General features: G+C 39.4%; 16 protein-coding genes. 13 read left to right on the top strand and 3 right to left on the bottom strand.

From position 1 onward, the window contains the following. Window positions 1-252: 252 nt before the first annotated feature. The 8 genes from UP17_RS23360 to UP17_RS23325 all read left to right on the top strand — a co-directional run bounded on the left by UP17_RS23360 (window position 253) and on the right by UP17_RS23325 (window position 7,581). The gene (locus UP17_RS23360; RefSeq protein WP_061465528.1) at window positions 253-1,299 is read left to right on the top strand and encodes a Delta(5) desaturase DesA; all 1,047 of its coding nucleotides are present in this window, start codon (window positions 253-255) and stop codon (window positions 1,297-1,299) included. A 94-nt stretch (window positions 1,300-1,393) separates the two neighbouring features. Continuing rightward, on the top strand, window positions 1,394-2,515 hold the full coding sequence (locus UP17_RS23355) for a sensor histidine kinase (RefSeq protein ID WP_061465527.1): 1,122 nt from the start codon (window positions 1,394-1,396) through the stop codon (window positions 2,513-2,515). A gap of 12 nt (window positions 2,516-2,527) precedes the next feature. After that, on the top strand, window positions 2,528-3,136 hold the full coding sequence (locus tag UP17_RS23350) for a response regulator transcription factor (protein WP_061465526.1): 609 nt from the start codon (window positions 2,528-2,530) through the stop codon (window positions 3,134-3,136). A 125-nt stretch (window positions 3,137-3,261) separates the two neighbouring features. Beyond that, window positions 3,262-3,783: a peptide-methionine (S)-S-oxide reductase MsrA gene (gene msrA / locus UP17_RS23345; RefSeq protein ID WP_061465525.1), complete on the top strand. Its 522-nt coding sequence runs from the start codon at window positions 3,262-3,264 to the stop codon at window positions 3,781-3,783. A 433-nt stretch (window positions 3,784-4,216) separates the two neighbouring features. Next, a complete protein-coding gene (locus tag UP17_RS23340; protein ID WP_061465524.1) occupies window positions 4,217-4,912 on the top strand; it encodes a response regulator transcription factor in 696 nt (231 codons plus the stop codon). Next, complete coding sequence (locus tag UP17_RS23335; protein ID WP_061465523.1) at window positions 4,909-6,264, top strand: sensor histidine kinase; 1,356 nt, start codon at window positions 4,909-4,911, stop codon at window positions 6,262-6,264. The genes UP17_RS23340 and UP17_RS23335 overlap by 4 nt, the downstream gene beginning before the upstream one ends. Before the next feature lie 64 nt (window positions 6,265-6,328). Then, the gene (locus UP17_RS23330; RefSeq protein WP_061465522.1) at window positions 6,329-6,877 is read left to right on the top strand and encodes a PepSY domain-containing protein; all 549 of its coding nucleotides are present in this window, start codon (window positions 6,329-6,331) and stop codon (window positions 6,875-6,877) included. Between the two features lie 215 nt (window positions 6,878-7,092). After that, entirely contained in the window at window positions 7,093-7,581 is a 489-nt protein-coding gene (locus tag UP17_RS23325) for a tetratricopeptide repeat protein (protein ID WP_061465521.1), read from the top strand. Window positions 7,582-7,829: 248 nt separating this feature from the next. On the opposite strand, the gene shc is transcribed toward UP17_RS23325, so the two are convergent. The 3 genes from shc to UP17_RS23310 form a co-directional block, all read right to left on the bottom strand. After that, window positions 7,830-9,725: a squalene--hopene cyclase gene (shc, locus tag UP17_RS23320; RefSeq protein WP_349817582.1), complete on the bottom strand. Its 1,896-nt coding sequence runs from the start codon at window positions 9,723-9,725 to the stop codon at window positions 7,830-7,832. A gap of 174 nt (window positions 9,726-9,899) precedes the next feature. Continuing rightward, window positions 9,900-11,555 carry a M14 family metallopeptidase gene (locus UP17_RS23315; protein ID WP_061465520.1) on the bottom strand — a complete coding sequence of 552 codons (1,656 nt, stop codon included), beginning with the start codon at window positions 11,553-11,555 and terminating at the stop codon, window positions 9,900-9,902. Window positions 11,556-11,920: 365 nt separating this feature from the next. Then, entirely contained in the window at window positions 11,921-12,262 is a 342-nt protein-coding gene (locus UP17_RS23310; protein WP_061465519.1) for a DUF1450 domain-containing protein, read from the bottom strand. 251 nt (window positions 12,263-12,513) lie between these two features. Between UP17_RS23310 and UP17_RS23305 the strand changes: the two genes are divergently transcribed. From UP17_RS23305 to UP17_RS23285, 5 genes are all read left to right on the top strand, one after another. Then, window positions 12,514-13,464, top strand: a complete 951-nt coding sequence (locus UP17_RS23305; RefSeq protein ID WP_061465518.1) for an ABC transporter permease — start codon at window positions 12,514-12,516, stop codon at window positions 13,462-13,464. After that, window positions 13,457-14,404, top strand: coding sequence for an iron chelate uptake ABC transporter family permease subunit (locus tag UP17_RS23300; protein WP_061465517.1), 948 nt, complete (start codon window positions 13,457-13,459; stop codon window positions 14,402-14,404). The genes UP17_RS23305 and UP17_RS23300 overlap by 8 nt, the downstream gene beginning before the upstream one ends. Then, window positions 14,398-15,156, top strand: coding sequence for an iron ABC transporter ATP-binding protein (locus tag UP17_RS23295; protein WP_061465516.1), 759 nt, complete (start codon window positions 14,398-14,400; stop codon window positions 15,154-15,156). The genes UP17_RS23300 and UP17_RS23295 overlap by 7 nt, the downstream gene beginning before the upstream one ends. A gap of 214 nt (window positions 15,157-15,370) precedes the next feature. Further along, window positions 15,371-16,315: a siderophore ABC transporter substrate-binding protein gene (locus tag UP17_RS23290; protein ID WP_208857080.1), complete on the top strand. Its 945-nt coding sequence runs from the start codon at window positions 15,371-15,373 to the stop codon at window positions 16,313-16,315. A gap of 1,186 nt (window positions 16,316-17,501) precedes the next feature. Then, window positions 17,502-19,472, top strand: coding sequence for a lipoteichoic acid synthase (locus tag UP17_RS23285; protein ID WP_061465514.1), 1,971 nt, complete (start codon window positions 17,502-17,504; stop codon window positions 19,470-19,472). The last annotated feature ends 46 nt before the right edge of the window (window positions 19,473-19,518 follow it).

Raw genomic sequence — 19,518 nt, 5'->3', positions numbered from 1 at the left:
TTTTTAAGGGTGAAAATGATAATTTAGGAAAAAATACGTGTGAAAAGTGATGAGGTAGACAAGTATATGACATTTGTAATGCCAGCCAATTGACGTTTATGACTATAGAAGATCAATGATTATTCCTATACTTAAATAGAGAGTAAGGTGTTAAACACCAACAAGGCATAATTATGGTATTCGAAATATGTAAGCTGAACCAATCCATTTAAACACTCCATGTTTCTATATAATATTTATGAGGAGGAAATCATGAGTAATCAAAAACAATTAAGAAAAGATGTTGCCCCTTTTGAAAAATCCAATACTAAATCAAGTGTGAAGCAGCTTATAAATACATTTCCGCCATTTTTCCTGTTATGGTTTTTAGCTTATCAAAGCTTAACCATCTCATATTGGCTGACCCTTGCATTGGCCGTTTTGGCTGCAGGATTCGTAGTCAGGATTTTCATCATTTTCCATGATTGCTGTCATCAATCGTTCTTCAAAAGCAGAAAAGCGAATAACATCCTGGGTACAATCAGCGGAATCGTCACATTATTTCCGTATGAGCAATGGAAGCATAGTCATTCCATACATCATGCAACAAGCAGTAATTTAAACAAACGCGGTACAGGAGATATCTGGATCATGACCGTTGATGAATATGTAGCCGCTTCATTCTGGGGACGTCTGGCTTACCGTTTATATAGAAATCCGATCGTCATGTTTGGATTAGGTCCATTCTATCTATTCCTTGTTTCGAATCGTCTGAATAAAAAAGGCGCAAAAAAGAAGGAACGCATGAATACGTATTTGACAAATGCCGCAATCGTGGTGATTTATGGTTTGTTATGCTTGGCTATCGGATGGCAGGCATTCCTGATGATTCAGGTACCGCTTCTTTTTGTAACTGGATCCCTGGGCATCTGGCTGTTTTATGTACAGCATCAGTTCGAAGATTCTTATTTCGAAGAGGAATCGGAATGGGATTATGTGAAGGCTGCCATTGATGGAAGTTCTTATTATAAACTCCCGAAGGTTTTACAATGGGTAACTGGTAATATCGGTTTTCACCACGTGCATCATCTTAGTCCAAGAGTGCCGAACTATAATCTGGAGAAAGTCCATGATTCCACCCTGCCTTTGCAGCAGGCAACGACAATCACCCTTAGTTCAAGTTTAAAATCACTTCGATTCCGCCTTTATGATGGGGAAAACAAGACGTTTGTAAGTTTTAAAGAGATAAAGGAACGTCTAAATGAGAAAAAATCAAAGTTGGAAATTAATAATAAACGTCCAAGTCTTCAAGGGAAATAAATAGTTAATCAAAAAACCATTCAATTTCCATTGGATGGTTTTTTGATTAAACACCTTAGTATATACTAGGAGAAAAAGAAATAGAGGCGGCGACATGCAAAGTTGGTATCATATCTTTCCTAAGAACACAGGGCTGAGCCCTTATGTCTGGATCATTTTTTGTATCCTTCCTTTTTACTTCATTTTCAAATCTTCATCGATGTTGGAGACTGTCTTTGGAATCGTCATGATCATTTTGTTTTTCATATCATATGGTCTCTCATTCGTTTCGAAGGGATGGCCCGTATACGTATGGACGGCTATACAAATAGTCATATCCATATCCATGACCATATTTTTCAGCTACATTTACTTTTCACTCTTTTTAGCATTCTTTATTGGGAATGTTCAAAATAAGGTTGGCTTTTTCGTATTATATTCGATCCAGCTATTAGCCACCATCGTATCTGTCAATATTGGATTCATCATGAAAGACCCTACCTTCTTTTCACAATTTCCCTTTATGCTCATTTGTGTAGTGGGCGTGATCCTTCTCCCATTCAACACATATAATCGGAATAAACGTGATAGGCTGGAAGAACAATTGGAAGATGCACATAAAAGAATTTCCGAGCTTGGCAAAATGGAAGAACGCCAGCGGATTGCCCGTGATCTACATGATACACTTGGACAAAAACTTTCTTTGATTGGCTTGAAAAGTGACCTTGCAGGGAAATTGATTGATTTAAATCCGGAGTCGGCTAAGAAGGAAATCAAGGATATCCGTCAAACGGCAAGGACGGCACTCAAGGAAGTACGGGAAATGGTGTCGGAAATGCGTGGGGCCAAGCTATGCGATGAAATCACCCGGGTCAAGCAAATATTGAAAGCGGCAGAGATAGACTTCAATTTGGAAGGCACAACGGAATTGCAAGATACTCCATTGCTTGTTGAAACGGTTTTAAGCATGTGCTTGAAAGAAGCTGTGACAAATATCGTCAAACATAGCTGTGCCGACTCATGTAATATCGTCATCGAAGAATTACAGACAGGAGTGACGATGAAAGTCCAAGATAATGGAGTGGGACTTTCACATAAATCAGAATTTTTTAAAGGCAATGGACTTCAAGGAATGAAAGAAAGGCTTGAATTCGTTAATGGCAGCCTGGATATTAAATCAACAGATGGAACTGCACTTTATATAAGGGTTCCGAATGCTATAAAAAATAATGGATAGGTGGGATTAACATTGATTAGAATCGTAATTGCTGAAGACCAAAGGATGCTGCTTGGCGCTCTAGGTTCTATCCTTGATCTGGAAGAGGATATGGAAGTTGTCGGAAAAGCGAGCAATGGGGAAGAAGCAATGAATCTCGTTAATCGTTTAAAGCCAGATATCTGCATTACGGATATTGAAATGCCAGTTAAAACCGGGCTTGATGTAGCGGAAGAGATCAAGGATCAGGGCCACCAATGCAAAGTCATCATTTTAACCACGTTTGCACGCCCTGGTTATTTTGAAAGAGCCAGAAAGGCCGAGGTGGGTGGATATCTGCTGAAGGATAGTCCAAGTGAGGAACTGGCGAACTCGATCCGTGTCATCATGGACGGTCGGCGCATATATGCTCCTGAGCTGGTGGATATGGCTTTTGAAGAAGAAAACCCTTTGACTGAAAGAGAGTGTCAAGTGCTCCAATTAATTGCAGATGGTAAGAATACAAAGGAAATTGCCAGCCAGCTTTATCTGACCAATGGAACGGTCCGTAATTATATTTCGGTCATTCTTGATAAATTGGATGTAAGCAATCGCGTTGAAGCTATTGTAAGATTCAAGGAAAAGGGCTGGTCAAAAGATTGATCAAAGGGTACATCCCTTTTGGAGCGATTGGCTTGAAGGCTTCGTAAATCAAAAGACACAGTGTTAAGATTTAGGATATGGTATATTAGATTTTATTACATATGTACAGGAAGGTGTTGACCATTATGCAAAAAGCTACATTTGCAGGAGGCTGTTTTTGGTGCATGGTGACACCATTTGAAGAACAACCAGGGATTGGGGGAATCGTATCCGGTTATACAGGGGGACATGTTGAAAACCCTACTTACGAGGAAGTGAAGACGGGAACTACGGGACATTATGAAGTCGTCGAGATCACTTTCGATCCCCTGTTATTTCCTTATGAAAGACTGCTTGAACTATATTGGCAGCAAATCGATCCAACCGACGATGGCGGTCAATTCCATGACAGGGGAAGCCAGTATCGAACGGCCATCTTTTATCATGACGAAGCTCAAGAGAAATTGGCCATTGAAGCGAAAGAAAAGGTTGCAGCCAGCGGGAAATTCCAGAAACCCATCGTAACGGAAGTCCTTCCTGCCCAAACCTTTTATCCTGCCGAAGAATACCATCAAGGCTTTCATAAAAAAAACAAAGATGATTATAAAGCGGACCGTGCGAAATCAGGACGCGATGAATTCATTGACCAGCATTGGAACGGTGAATGAACTGGATCATTATTAAACGATCCAGTTGATTACAGGTATCGGCTCTCTTTCCGCCGACTGTCTGCCAAGCTTCTCGCCGCAAGCGGCAGTGTGGTCTCGGCAAGCCAGTTATTCGGGATGAGGCCGTTCCGAACCCCATTTTGTCGACAAACTGTGACTATGGAAATATTCCATAGTCTTTTTATTATGGTTAGCCATTGATACTTAGGCTTTTATAATTTAGCTATGGAGAAATTTTTAATGATTGTGAGGAATCTGTGTATGGTGTCTGTAAAGACCAACTTGGACTTTTCACATCCGATTCTTTTTTTTGACCTTTTAAAGGCACAAAAATTTTAAAGTAATTATTTCATGGGATTTTTATGCAGAGTGTTCAATTTCTCATGATATTTTCATTTTTATTCAGTACACTAAGAGGTGGGTGGTGGTAATCATGAATAAAAGGATTTTAATAATAGAAGATGAAGAAAAAATCGCGAGGATCCTCCAGCTGGAACTTAATCATGAGGGTTATCTAACTGAATCGGCTTTTACCGGAAAGACAGGTCTGCAAAGGGCAGAATCCGAAGAGTGGGATTTAATCTTATTGGATGTGATGCTACCCGAGTTGAATGGCATAGAAGTACTTAGACGTTTCCGGAAAAAGAATGGATCTACACCAGTCATTCTTCTAACCGCAAGGGATGCTGTACCAGACAAGGTGAATGGCCTGGACCATGGTGCGAATGATTATGTAACGAAACCGTTTGAGATAGAAGAGCTGCTGGCCCGGATCCGTGCTTGTTTTCGTACAAATGTACGTGAGAGCCAATCAGAAGGGAAAGCGGATGAACTTAAGGTCCATGATCTGCAATTGAGCCTTGGTACAAGGGACCTTCTCAGGCAAGGCAACAGGATCGAGCTGACTTCCCGCGAGTTCGATTTGCTGGTATATCTATTGCAAAATAAAAATCAAGTACTCTCAAGGGAGCAAATACTTACACATGTATGGGGATATGATTTTGCAGGGGATACGAATGTGGTTGATGTGTATATCCGTTATTTACGAAAAAAAATAGATTACCCCTTTGATTTGCAGCTCATACATACTTACCGCGGGGTAGGGTATAGCTTGAAGGAGCCGGTATGAAGATTCGGACGAAAATCCAATCGTACTCCAGTCTTTTTTTAAGCGTCATGCTTATATTGTTGAGTATCATCGTTTTAATCGCCTTTCTTTGGATATCTGTTGAGAGGGAAAGGGATCTGCTCGAAGATAAAGCTTCATTAATTGAAGAAAATATCCTGACGAAAGATTTGATTTCCGGTGATCCCGATTTAATGGAGCCGTATACCCCTGATGATGGAATGGTGCGGATATTTGGCACAGATGGAAGGTTGGTAAAATCGTTTACGGATGAAGAGGACCTCGAAGGGCTAGAGGTTAAATCCATTAATGAGAAAGGATTTGATTTTAGCAAAGCAGATGGGGATTACGTGTTGACCTACCGTTACGCATATCCCGAAGAAGGGAAGAAGCTAGGAATGATCGAGGTGACACAGCCGCAGGATACCCTCCTTGAAAATTTATCGACTCTTGCCCTCGTATTAGGTGGTGCATCCCTTTTTGTTATTCTTCTATCCATTTTTGCCGGTAAATGGCTGGCCAATCTAATCCTCAAACCCATATCGATCATGAGCGGGACAATGATGGATATTGAGAAAAGTGGAGAATTCAAAAGGATCCCGCTTTCGGATCAATCAAAGGACGAGCTACAGGTTATGGGGGTGTCATTCAACAGGATGATAGAAAGGCTTGAGCGGAATTATAACCGACAGCAGCAATTCCTTTCAGATGCTTCACATGAATTGAAAACACCGATTACGGTCATAGAAAGCTACTCTTCACTATTGAAACGCTGGGGAATGAAGGATGAGGCGATTCTGGAGGAGGCGGTGGAGGCAATCCATCATGAAGCCATCCGGATGAAACAGCTGACGGAACATCTACTTCAGTCCGCTTCCCAAAGTGACCCTTCAAAGGATATTGAAGGAAAAGTCGAACTTATTTCGTTTTGTGAACAGATTGCCCAAACATTTAGAAGGACGGGAAACCGTGAAATAAAGATACAATCCGAGTTTAAGGAAATATATGCAATGGCCATTTCCAGCAAGCTTGAACAGGTGCTTGTCATCCTATTGGACAATGCCATGAAATATAGTGAATCGGATATACAAATCCTGATAAAACGGAGGGCTAATGAAATTTTCATTGGTGTTAAAGATCAAGGGGCAGGGATATCACCAGAACATCTACCGCATGTATTTGAACGTTTTTATCGCGTGGATTCATCAAGGGCAAGGAAAACGGGAGGCAATGGACTCGGTCTTTCCATCGCTCGAACACTTGTCGAGTCATTCGGCGGTAAACTGGAAATTCAAAGTGAAGTAGGAGAGGGGACGTTGGTGACTATTACTCTTTCTCATCAAATTCTAATCTAGCGCTCATGTTCGTTTCATGAATGATGTTTATTCTTAAGGTAACAACTCAAAGGAGGAATTATTCATGAAAAAGCAGTGGGCTACGATAAAAGAAGGTATCATTCAAAAGAAAAAGGTAATCTTGTCGGTTTCCATAGCTTCTGTATTGCTTTTCGGCGGTGCCGCTGGAACTGCGGTATATGCAGTCAATAAGAGTGCGTTATCTGAGGATGAGGCTATCAAAATGATTTCAGAAAAACTGGGCGGTAAGGTTACCCAATTTGAAAAGGATTGGGACCAGCCGATGACCTATGAGATGACCGTTAAAACGAATGAAGGCTATCAAGATGTAGAGGTCGATGCTGAAAAAGGAGAGATTCTTTCTCGGGAGATGGAAGACGAAGACGATGAGGATATGAGCACACAACAAGCAGTGGAAATTGCAAAAATCAGCATGGATCAAGCTGAAAAGATTGCCTTGAAAGAGGTGGAGGGTCAAGTGACGGATGCAGAGCTTGATTCAGAGAATGGCATACTTGTGTACGAGTTGGAGATAAACCAGGGACAAAAGGAATATGATGTAGTGATAGATGCCACTACGGGGAAAGTATTGAAAAACCAGTTGGATGATTAATCATATCTAGAACTGAAATGTGTGAAGGATTTGCCAAGTGGCAGATCCTTTTTTATTCACAATGGCATATCCGATTGAAAAGCGAGGCCGATCCAGACTCCCATTTTCCTACATATAAATTCTGAATCACTCTTTCTCAGCCGATCTAAGAAGGTATTAAATGGGGGACTCGCGAATAGGGGCAATAAGGAATTTTATCCAATGGAGGAATGGCGATGGAGAGTTTAGAAAGGGCACTAATATTAAGGGGCAGGAAAGAATTCAAAAAATCCAATCAATTATTGATGGATTTGGCAAAGCAAAATCCAGAGGATGCAGTCATACAGTATCAGTGTGCCTGGAGTTTGGATATTCTTGGACTAGAGGTAAAGGCGGTGCCCCATTATGAAGCTGCCCTCAAACTAGGTTTGCCGGATGAGGACGCAAAAGGAGCCTACCTAGGGCTGGGGAGCACATATCGCACCATTGGGGAATATGAAAAATCAAAACGGACATTGGAAGCGGGGCTGGCAAAGTTTCCTGAGGATAGGGCTTTATTGGTATTCAGGGCCATGTCATTTTATAATTTGGGCCGACATGATCTAGCGATGGAATCCTTATTGAAAATAATTGCGGAAACCTCTAAGGATCGAGAAATACAATCTTATGCAAAGGCCATAGAATTCTATAGTGATAAACTGGATAAAGTTTTCTTGGAATCGTAATCATTCATCCCCAAACTATCCACAAAGCGTGCATAAACAAGACATTAATACATATTCGAAATGAATTAATCAACAAAATTCAACAAAAATGAAGGGAAATGTTTATCGATGACTTGTTTTTAGTCATTTTACAGGCAAAATAATGTGGATAACCTCGGATTGTGGATAACTTTTCGTTGTTGTTCACCCCTTTTCCACAGGTAATCCACATATTCACCTTTATATGATAAAAATCACTGAAAAAGCGATTAAGCATCCATGAATTTGTTTCTGTAGTGGCTTAAGGCAAGTAGCGGGTAAATATAGCGATAGCTGTGATAATGGGTATACAAAACGCTTGCCATGAGCTGGCCTGCAGGATAGTCATTGGTCCAGTCTTCTTTTTGAGCTCCGCGGGTGAGATAGGTGATGCCCTTTTCAATTTCAGGTGTGGGTTTGTCAGATGTTGCAATCAACGCATCCACAGCCCAAGCCGTATGTGTCAGGGTACTGGTCCCGAGAGGCATATAATGCTGCTTGATGTCACTATAACAAGATTCACCCCAGCCGCCATCTTTATTTTGGATTTTCTTTAACCAGGAGATGGCCTTTTTGATGGCAGGATGTTCAGAGGAATGCCCTACGGCCTTCATGCCAGTCAGTGCCGACCATGTGCCATATAGGTAACATATTCCCCAGCGTCCGTACCAGGAGCCGTCCTGCTCCTGATCTTTCAAGAGCCAATCTACGGCCTTTTTGCTGACTTTCCCAGGTTTCTTCAAATTTGTATAGTTCCCTAGAAATTCAAGCGTCCTGCCTGTTAAATCAGCTGTCGACGGATCAGTCAAGATGTAATTTGATCCTTCGAAAGGAATGAGATGTACCCATTTAGGATCGCTTTCCCGTTCAAATGCGGGAAATCCTCCATCGTCATTTTGCATGGAAATTGTAAAGGCGACACCACGCTGCCAGCTGTCCAGATTATCAGGTCTTGTTTGCATTTGACCTGCAAGCGCCCGTAATGATGCCGTCGTATCATCTACATCTGGATTCATTGTATTCAAATCAGAGAAACCCCAGCCACCTGGGACAGCGTCAGGATTATGAATTAACCAATCTCCATACATATAATGCTGGCGTGACAGTAAATACTGATTGGCGGACTTTACAGTTTCATCTTTTGGTGGCAGTCCGGCTTCTTGCAGGGCATAACTGATTAAGGATGTATTCCAAACATGTGCTGTTGTAAGTTGGATATGTGTGTGACCATCAACGGAACAGGACATTTCCTTCAAACCGGAAACAGCTTTTAGGATTACAGGATCTTTTTTCGAGTAGCCGGTTGAAAGTAGGGCAAAAATCATGAAAAAGGTAGGCCCAAAATAATTATACAACGTTCCGTCGGGTTCTAGACGGTCGAGCATAAATCGTTTTGTGGTTTCTAGGGCCAAGGAATGAAGATAATCTGGATAACCAATTAAAGTTTTGACACCTGTTTGAAGTTTGGAAAAGAAGGAGCGGTATTCGTCGGTTCGATATTCCTTCCACACATGCTCTTCAGACCGTTCCTCCCTTGTTTGATATAAATCTTTTAAACTAGGTGTGTTTGGGGACATGATCTGGAACCTTTTATGTCCTAGTAAAAGCAAAGGGACCATGGTGACACGGCCATATACGGATAGGTCATAAATGCTGAAGAAGAAGGTTGGCGGCAGTAATATAGCTTCGAGCGGGATCGGGAATAGGAGTGGCCATTTATATTGTCCAGTGATGGTGAGCATCATTTTAGTTAACATTTTGGCCTGTTTAATTCCACCCTTGGAAAGAATGAATTGTTTGGCTTTCCTCATATGAGGATCTTGTTTTTTTCGCAGTCCGCTATAAAGGAGACCATAATAAGCTTCAATAGTGACTGAAAGATTACCGTCTTTTTCATCATGGAAAAGTCTCCAAGAGCCGTTTTCCGTTTGTCTGCTTTCAATCCTTTTTACTAATGCCTCTATTAAAGAGGCATCTTCTATTTCTAAAACTTTAAGTAAAATAATCATATAGGCATCAGCTGTTATCCCAGTGTCAAAGGGATAATTCCAAGATCCATCTGCTGATTGGTCTTGTTTTAAGCGATGAATAAGGCGGTTCATTTCCAATTGCACATGCTGGTTCAAAGTCGTTCCCCCTCTTAAACACATCATCCGTTTATATATATATTCAAAAACTCTCAACACATTCAAAAAATAAAGTCCGCCAATAGGTCTAAAAGTGAATTAAATAGGAGTTCAAAAATAAAACGCTTCAGCAACGAAAGCTGCTAAAGCGTTTTAGAAAGTAATCGAAATGCATTATTTAACTGGTAATGCTGATTGTTTCATGTAGCGGTAAATAGGTAATTCTCCGCCTTTAACAGCGGGAATGAAATTGAATGTCACGTAGCTGTCTATGCCTTCTGGTTCGAGGGCCAGGGAAATGAAGTTAGCGTCAGGCTGGTCCATGTTAAATACATAGCTTCCTTTTGGGAAAACCCGAGTTTTTGAAGTAACGGTGGTCGTGACTTCCCTTGTGGAATGTCCGCTTTCCAGTTCAGCGGAAACTTTTAGATCCTTGACCCTATAGTTTTCAACAGCTACTTTCATGGGTCTTTTTAATTTTTTGACTTCTACTCCCAATAGCTGAAGTTTCTTGGCAATATCTTTATATTCGGATGGAAGGATATAGGCTGTCGGACGATCTCTAACCAGCGTAGGGTAGGCAGCTGTAGAATCCAGCCAATCGATGGTGGTATCGACCTTTTTGGCTTTCGCTATATCGACCACCGTTAACCTTTGATTTTTCATTAATTTATTTTGGCTGGTGATGACAATTTTGTCGTTATCATTTGCTTTTCTCCCTTTTTTCACCACTTCATTTTCCGCCAGCTTGACCACCTTTTTTACTTCATTGGCCTGATCAGCCGTCGTTTTAATGAAGGCAGCCTGAGCTGAAGCTTGTGCATAAACACGACGTTTGAAGTCAGTACGGCCGATATTGATACCCCTTGTTTCAATTAAATAGGTCATTGTATTTTTCAATCCGAGAGCGTTGCGACCGATGCGGGCTTCTGTGCTTCCTTCAGTAGCGGTAAGAATTCCAGTATCAGAAGTATCGAGTGTATAGTAATCATGATAGGAAAGCTTTTCTTTTTCCAATGCTTTGAAAACATTAGGTAAAAGCAGTTCATCGGATGCTTTTCGAAGCTGTTCCGGAATATTTAAATTCTTTGCTGATGAAATGAGCAGATCATAGGAAGCGATGGATCCATTTGCGCCTACCTTTTTAAGGGGAGCGGGGTTCACTGTATATTCATGTACATCAAGAATGACTTCAGGCCCATAATCATTGATGGTTTGATGAATAGTCTGTACTTCAGGATACTCCACTTTTAAATAGTCCCTATTCGCATCCATGTCATTTGCGGTAAATCGTTTGAAGTAATAGGAGCCATCTGGATTTACGCGTGGAACGATGGCAATGTTCACTTTATCGAGGACGTCACCAAGTTTTCCTTCGGCAAGCCATTGTGCAATGACTAATGTTGATTCACCTGAAGCGGGTTCATTGCCATGGATCTGACCTTGTATCCAAATCAATGGTTTACGGGAATCCTTATTGAGTTTTTTTGAATCCTTGCTGAAAAGAAGCATTGGGATGTCGCGTCCTTCTATTGATTTACCTATCGTCTTGACTTGGATGTTCTTGTTTTTATGGGAGAGGGACTTGATATGACCAATCATTTCTTCTTGGCTCGTAAAAGCGATCTTGCCTTGTATAAAGGCAGGGGTCTTGAAAGAAACATCAGGTTCAGGGAAAAGGTAGGAGAGGTTATCAGGTTGAATATAGCTTGGACCATTTCCATAATAAGGGGTGAATTCTTCTGCCAATGCGATGGGGTTCTGGCTAGGCAATCCAGTGACAAGACCTAGGGTTACGAATGAAACGATTGTAGGAATGATTTTTTTCACGGACGTCCTCCTATATATCTTTTTCCATAAATTATCATATATTAAGCTATATATACAGTATAACCGTAGGAACTAGAGAAAAACAGGAAGTATCTACTAGATCAATAAAGGCATTCCATGGCTTGCAGCCCAGTAAAACTCTCTCTGTCAAAAAAAGAGTGTGGATGTTTTTCGATTACATAAGGGAATGACTCTGATGCATAACAACCTTCCCAAGGGCTTATATTTCTAAGGGGAATGGTGGCAGAAAAAAAGTTAGTAATTACTTTTCGTAGTTATTCATCCCCTGGATTCTGTATACTTAGAGGTAGATGATAGAAATTTCCATAATAAAATACGGTTCAAGCAATTTTGCTTGGCCCGTATCATTTCAATTCATCATATAACTGATTTAAAAGATTCCGTGAATCCTTGGCGTTCATTATCTGGCCATTCACTTTCGCATAGGGGGTTTGCTTACAAAGTTTACACTCACTTAAACATTCATATTCCTTATATTGAATCCTTGTATTCGCTAAGAATTTACCATAATCAGCAACCGTTTGTTCATCAAGGAAGCGGTCAAGATTATTTTGGCAAAATTCAATCTGGATTTTCCCTTTTTTTGTGAACACTTTAGATAGGAAGTTTTTCATCACATCGCTTCTTTCATTAGAAGAGTAAATATTTGTTATTATGATTTTATCACTTCCTGTAGCGAAATGCATGAGTGGTTCTTCCATTATCCGGAGTTTATCAAAGTAATTCCCTTGTATTTGTTGACACATGTCAAAGAAATGGTAGAATAAGAATGAATGATAATGATAATGAATCTCATTATCATGAATGTGAGAACCCTGTAACTATTGTCTCATGAACCCCATTTCAATAGGGGATTGTACAATAGTCTTTATTCATATATTTTTAATTAAAAATATTATCGCTGTATTTACTGAGATAGGAAGAGTAGGAAATGTAGATGAAGATAAGATATTTAGTCATGTCGTTAATCGTTTTATCATTTACCTCATTATTCATTGGTGTAAAAGATATTACCCCCCTGGATTTATTGGATCTAAGTGATGATAAAGTGCAAATCATGCTGCAAAGCCGTTTCCCCAGAATGATGACCATAATCATTGCCGGCGTGGTGATGAGTATAAGCGGTCTGATCATGCAGCAATTGAGCCGCAATAAATTTGTATCCCCTACGACTGCCGGTACCATGGATTCTGCAAGGCTTGGACTTCTTCTTGCCATTATCATTTTTCCATCGGCAGCACTTATTGAGAAAATGGCATTCGCTTTCATATTCGCTTTGGCAGGTACATTCTTGTTCATGAAAATTCTTGATCAAGTGAAATATAAGGATACGATTTTCATTCCATTGGTTGGTTTGATGTTTGGTAATATCGTCGGTTCCATCTCGACATTCTTTGCTTATAAGTATGATTTGATTCAAAGCCTCAACACATGGATGAATGGTGATTTCTCGATGATCATGTCGGGAAGGTACGAACTAATATATGTAAGTATCCCTTTAGTCATTCTCGCATACTTCTTTGCCAATAAATTCACTGTGGCAGGGATGGGTGAGGAGTTTGCTATTAATCTAGGGCTAAATTATAAACTTATAGTCAATTTTGGGCTGATCATCGTGGCATTATCCTCCACTGTTGTCCTGTTAACGGTGGGAACGATTCCTTTCATAGGATTGATCGTACCAAATATTGTATCCCTTTACCTTGGTGATAATTTGAAAAAGAGTCTTTCTCATACAGCGTTGCTAGGGGCAGTATTCCTATTGATCTGCGATATTCTGGGCAGGATCATCATATATCCATTTGAAATTCCGATTGGACTCGTGGTTGGTGTGATAGGAAGCGCCGTATTTATCTATCTGATAATGAGGAGAAAGGCATATGAATAATAAAAGTAAGATCATTATATTAGCTGTTCTGGCAGCAGCTTTAACGGCAGGTTACATATTTTGGGACCTTGGCCCGAATTGGGATTATGCACTGCCGAGGAGGATCATAAAAATCATTGCCATCATCGTGGTAGGTTGTGCGATAGCCTTTTCAACAGTGATTTTCCAAACGGTTACGAATAATAAAATCCTGACACCAAGCATTTTGGGACTGGACTCTATGTATATGCTGATCCAAACTGGAGTGATTTTCCTCTTCGGTTCAACGCATATCATGATCATGAATAAAAATCTCAATTTCCTGGTTACACTTACGGCAATGCTTATTTTTTCCAGCTTGCTGTTCAAGATCATGTTCAAGAAAAACCGAAATATTTACTTTCTATTGTTGATCGGTATCATATTCGGGACCTTATTCGGCAGCATGTCTTCATTTATGCAGGTTTTGATTGACCCGAATGAATTTCAAATGATACAAAATAAAATGTTTGCCAGTTTCAATAATGTCAACACTGACCTGTTAACATTAGCGATTATCCTCATGATAGCGGCAATGATATATTTTATGAGATTTTTGAAGTATTTAGATGTCATGTCACTAGGGAGGGACCAAGCCATAAACTTGGGTGTGGATTACGATTTTGTAACGAAACGGGTTTTAATCGTCGTCACGATTTTAATTTCCATTTCAACTGCCCTGATCGGTCCAATCACGTTCCTCGGATTACTTGTTGCAAATGTGGCTTATCAATTCATTAAGTCCTATCAGCATAAACATATCATCCCGGGTGCAATGCTGATCAGTGTGATTGCCTTGGTCGGCGGTCAATTCATTGTAGAGAGGATCTTTACGTTCTCTACCACCTTGAGTGTCATTATCAACTTTGTCGGCGGTGTCTATTTCATCTATCTTCTATTAAAGGAGAATAAATCATGGTAGAAGTGAAAAATTTATTCAAAAAATATAATAGTAAAACGGTTGTCGAGGATGTTTCCATTGAAATAACGAAAGGGAAAATCACATCTTTCATCGGTCCTAATGGAGCGGGGAAAAGTACAGTCCTTTCAATGATCAGCCGGCTCATTACCCGGGATTCAGGAGAAGTCCTGATCGAGGGGAAGGATATGGGGAAATTCAATAGCAATGAACTTGCTAAAAAGATTGCCATCTTAAAGCAGGCTAACCACATCAATATACGTTTAACGATTCGTGAACTTGTCGCCTTTGGCCGTTTTCCTTATTCACAAGGTAAACTGACTAAAGAGGATTGGAAGTATGTCGATGAAGCGATTGAATATATGGAACTTGGCGAAATGCAGGATAAGTTTCTTGACCAGCTTAGCGGCGGGCAACAGCAGCGGGCATTCATTGCCATGGTTATTGCTCAGAATACGGAGTATGTACTTCTTGATGAGCCTCTGAACAATCTTGATATGAAGCATTCCGTCCAAATCATGAAGGTATTGAGGAGATTGGCCGATGAATTAGGGAAAACGGTCATAATCGTCATTCATGACATTAATTTTGCATCCTGTTATTCCGACTATATTGTCGCATTGAAGGATGGCAAGGTTGTTCATAATGGACCTACCGAACAAGTGATCAACTCCGAAGTATTAAAGGAAATCTATGATATGGATATTGAAATCCAAAATATTAATGACAATAAGATCTGTGTGTACTTCACGTAAGAAAAAGCCATTTGGTTTTAAATTACTTCAGTATTCGTAGCCGTCTCAGATTCACTTCATACGCTGATTAGGCTGTTAAAAGTTGGCGGGCGCCCAAGGTTTTTAGCCGCCTCCTGTTTATATCCAGGGAAAGCGATGCAGGTGAATTCTGTGAAGGTGAGGATTCAATCTGTAATTTTAAATAAAAAAAATACTTTTCGAGGTGACCATGATGATTAAGAAATTATCTTTACTGCTTTTAGTTGCAATGCTGGCTGTAGTGGCTGTAGCTTGCGGATCAGTTAAGGAAAAAGAAGAATCAGGTACGAAAAAAGAAAGTGCTAAAAGCGAAGAATTTACGGTTAAGCACCAACTAGGCGAAACGAAAGTAAAAACAAACCCTAAAAAAGTTGTTGTATTCGACATGGGTGCTCTTGATACTCTTGATAAATTGGGTGTGAAAGTAGCAGCTGTTCCTCATGATGGCCTTCCAAAATACCTTTCTAAATATAAAGGTACAACTGAAAATGCCGGCGGTTTAAAAGAACCTGACTTCGAAAAGATCAACGAGATGGCTCCTGACTTAATCCTGATTTCTGGCCGTCAAACTGAAGCATATAAAGAATTAAGTGCAATTGCCCCTACTGTTTATGTAGGTGTAGATACTGCAAATTATATGGAATCCTTTAAAGAAAATGTAACACTTTTGGGTAAAATCTTCGATAAAAAAGACGAAGCAGTTAAAGAATTAGCACGTGTTGATGAAAACATTAATGCTTTGAAAGAAAAAGCTCCGAAGGATAAAACTGGTTTAATCGTTCTTGCTAGCGGAGGAAAAGTAAGTGCTTACGGACCTGATTCAAGATTTGGAATTATCCATGATGTATTCGGAGTACCTGCTGTAGATGATAAATTGGAGGTATCTACACATGGTCAAAGTATTTCTTTCGAATACATTGCTGAAAAGAATCCAGACTATCTATTCGTTGTAGATAGAGATGCGGTTGCCGGTGATGGAGCTGCAGCAAAAAAAACTGTTGAAAATGACATTGTAAAAAATACAAAGGCTTTTAAAGAAGGAAACATCATTTATCTTGATCCTAACTACTGGTACTTATCTGGCGGCGGTTTAGAATCTGTTGATGAAATGGTTAAAGAAGTTTCTAAAGGGCTTAAGTAATTAAATATAGTTTAAAAGCAAATCCTGCCCTCGATTTAGGACAGGATTTTTTTTATTTTTTATAATAAAGCTGAATGAAAGTATATATAATAACAAAGGGAAGAAAAGAAATCACTTAAGGAAACCAATAATGCCGGTTACAACAGCTGGTAAGGTCTTCACCCAATAAAGGGAAAATAAATAGGACAAGGTTCATATTAGACCCTGTTGTAGCTGCTAGGGCTTATATGGGCGGCTGCCGAAAGAAAATAACTCTTCAGCCAAACAAATAACAACGTAAAAAAAATAGTTTCTTCCTATTATAATGTCAACTGCATTGATGCTTGATGCAGTTTTTGGTTCCGGTCTGGTTTTAAATTGTAATTTAAGTGAACATTTGGTAAATAAATTGGTGAATAATCTTAAAAACTAAAACATGAACATTCATGTAAACTAAGAATAATTGAATCCTCATCTACTAATTACTTCAAGTAATATAGGCAAATTTGGTGTCATTTACTATCAGGAGAAATTAATTCGATAAAAGTAGATCAACTGAAGGCAAGACGGGAATGATGTCGATATAACGCGAAATGAGTTTACGAAACAGGCCTCAAAACCTTTTATTATTTTATGGGATTTTAACTTGAGGGGATACAGTAAATGAACGGGTGAACTTAAGCTGGCTTTTGGTTCTTACAGATAAATAGAAAGTGCGGTGGAGCGATGCATCAATGTAATCGTCAATCAAATTTCAGATGTCGAATTATCGGGAAAGAAATCCTCTAAATATCTAATAGCATTCAATGATTGAAGATTTACATCTTTACATATTTTGTAATGTGCTGGTGTTTTTATAAAGAGTCGTTTATAATGATAAAAGCCTGAAGGAAGTTAAACTAAATAGTGACGGTGATCCACAGTAACCCAAAAAAGTTACGGTGATATTTATTGGATTAAGACATGGAATTCCTATATATTTGTTATAGAAAATCAAGACGGTCGAAACTCTGTTACTTTTTCAAAAGTTGTTCATAAGCTAAAGAAGTGTTCTGGATCATAAGGGTTATTGATGTGACAAAAGGTGGTTTGCACAGTCTTGACTATCTGATTGAAAGAATGCTATCATAAGGTTTCCGTTTTTCCGTCTTTTGTAAGTATGTAAAAATTTATATAAATAAACCACTAGATTAATAGAGGTGAAAGCATGAATAATTTTCTTAAAAAAAGCCGGCATTTATTTGCAGATAACATACTAGGCTTTTTCTTTATTGCGGTAGTTATGTTTACGATTAAAACTTATATTGGGTATCGAGTTGAATTTAACTTAGGTATTGAGAATGGACTGCAACAGTTTTTACTATTCATAAACCCGATTAGTTCAGCTATTTTATTCTTTGGGTTGGCATTACTGGCGAAAGGTAAAAAATCGTTTAAATGGATCATCGGATTGAACTTATTGATGTCCTTATGGCTATTCTTCAATATTGTTTACTACCGTTCATTTACCGATTTCATTACATTACCAACCTTGACACAAGTGCAAAATAATGCCGGGGATTTGGGACCGAGTATTTTAGAATTATTTAAATCCCATGATGTATTTTATTTCCTTGATACGGTACTTTTGATTGTGTTGTATAGATTCAAAGACTTTAAAGTGGAAAACTTCAAAGTCAAACGCCGTACGGTTGGAATGGTTTACCTTGCAGGACTTGCAATTTTCGCTATTAATTTAGGACTTGCTGAAAAGGATCGTCCGCAATTATTGTCAAGAACATTCGACCGGAATTATATTGTCAAATATTTGGGTATGTTCAACTATACGGTATATGATGCCGTTCAGAATACTAAAACGTACGCTCAGCGTGCAACTGCAAATAGCACGGATATCGCGGAAGTGGTCAATTATACGAAGGCAACAAGCGCTGAACCGAACCCTAAGTATTTTGGTGCAGCAAAAGGTAAAAATGTCATATACCTGCATTTGGAATCCATGCAGAATTTCATGATCGATTATAAGTTGAACGGGGAAGAAGTAACTCCATTTCTAAACTCACTTGCACATGAGAAGTCAGATTTCATGTACTTTGATAACTTCTTCCATCAAGTAGGCCAAGGTAAAACGGCAGATGCTGAATTCATGCTTGAAAATTCCCTGTTCGGTTTACCACAGGGGGCAGCTTTCACAAACCGAGCCCAAAATACGTATCAAGCGGCACCAGCGATTTTAGGAGAAAAAGGATACACATCTGCTGTTTTCCATGGTAATTACAAATCTTTCTGGAACCGAGACAAGATGTATAAGGCTCTTGGGTTCAATCAATTTTTCGATGCAAGCCATTATAATATGGAGAATAAAGAAGAAGTGCTAAGTTATGGTTTAATGGATAAACCTTTCTTTAAAGAATCGATTCCAATGTTAGAAACGCTTAAACAGCCTTTCTATACAAAATTCATAACGGTATCTAATCATTTCCCATATGCCATGGACCAGGACAAGGCAACAATCGGTAAGCAAACGACAGGTGATGCTTCCGTTGATAATTACTTCCAAACTGCACGCTACGCAGACGAAGCGCTTAGGGAGTTTTTCGTTTATCTGAAGAAATCCGGTCTGTATGATAACTCAGTAATCGTTATGTACGGTGATCACTATGGTATTTCGGAAAACCATACGGAAGCTATGTCAAAAGTGCTTGGCAAGGATGTTGGCACATTTGAGAACGCCCAATTGCAACGTGTACCATTATTGATTCATGTTCCAGGTGTTAAAGGCGGAGAAATGCACCAATACGGAGGACAGATTGACCTTCTCCCGACTTTATTGCATTTGTTAGGAATTGAATCTAAAGATTATGTACAATTCGGTTCTGACTTATTGTCTAAAGATCATAGTGAAGTTGTACCTTTCAGGAATGGTGATTTTGTAACACCAGATGTTACTTCCATTAAAGGAAAATACTTCGATACGAAAACAGGAGAAATTGTCAAGGAAAATGATGACATCCTCAATTATAAAAAGAGAGTTGAAAAGATGCTCAATTTATCCGACCAAGTGGTGAACGGTGACTTACTCCGTTTCTATACTCCAAAGGGTTTTAAGCCAATTAACCCTGATGATTATGATTACACATATAATGAAGAAGGTTCAAAGGAATCCGATTCCGATAAATAAGCTGAAAAACAGGCAGGAAGCCATTGCTTCCTGCCTGTTTTTTTAT

The organism is Peribacillus simplex, assembly GCF_001578185.1.
GTDB lineage: Bacteria > Bacillota > Bacilli > Bacillales > DSM-1321 > Peribacillus > Peribacillus simplex_A.
This window is presented reverse-complemented; position numbering and strand designations above follow the sequence as displayed.

Excerpts from the sequence above, each read along its gene's own strand:
- UP17_RS23360 (WP_061465528.1), top strand. The coding sequence starts at position 253 with ATGAGTAATCAAAAACAATTAAGAAAAGATGTTGCCCCTTTTGAAAAA.
- UP17_RS23355 (WP_061465527.1), top strand. The coding sequence starts at position 1,394 with ATGCAAAGTTGGTATCATATCTTTCCTAAGAACACAGGGCTGAGCCCT.
- msrA (WP_061465525.1), top strand. The coding sequence starts at position 3,262 with ATGCAAAAAGCTACATTTGCAGGAGGCTGTTTTTGGTGCATGGTGACA.
- UP17_RS23340 (WP_061465524.1), top strand. The coding sequence starts at position 4,217 with ATGAATAAAAGGATTTTAATAATAGAAGATGAAGAAAAAATCGCGAGG.
- UP17_RS23335 (WP_061465523.1), top strand. The coding sequence starts at position 4,909 with ATGAAGATTCGGACGAAAATCCAATCGTACTCCAGTCTTTTTTTAAGC.
- UP17_RS23330 (WP_061465522.1), top strand. The coding sequence starts at position 6,329 with ATGAAAAAGCAGTGGGCTACGATAAAAGAAGGTATCATTCAAAAGAAA.
- UP17_RS23325 (WP_061465521.1), top strand. The coding sequence starts at position 7,093 with ATGGAGAGTTTAGAAAGGGCACTAATATTAAGGGGCAGGAAAGAATTC.
- UP17_RS23310 (WP_061465519.1), bottom strand. The coding sequence starts at position 12,262 with ATGCATTTCGCTACAGGAAGTGATAAAATCATAATAACAAATATTTAC.
- UP17_RS23305 (WP_061465518.1), top strand. The coding sequence starts at position 12,514 with ATGAAGATAAGATATTTAGTCATGTCGTTAATCGTTTTATCATTTACC.
- UP17_RS23300 (WP_061465517.1), top strand. The coding sequence starts at position 13,457 with ATGAATAATAAAAGTAAGATCATTATATTAGCTGTTCTGGCAGCAGCT.
- UP17_RS23295 (WP_061465516.1), top strand. The coding sequence starts at position 14,398 with ATGGTAGAAGTGAAAAATTTATTCAAAAAATATAATAGTAAAACGGTT.
- UP17_RS23285 (WP_061465514.1), top strand. The coding sequence starts at position 17,502 with ATGAATAATTTTCTTAAAAAAAGCCGGCATTTATTTGCAGATAACATA.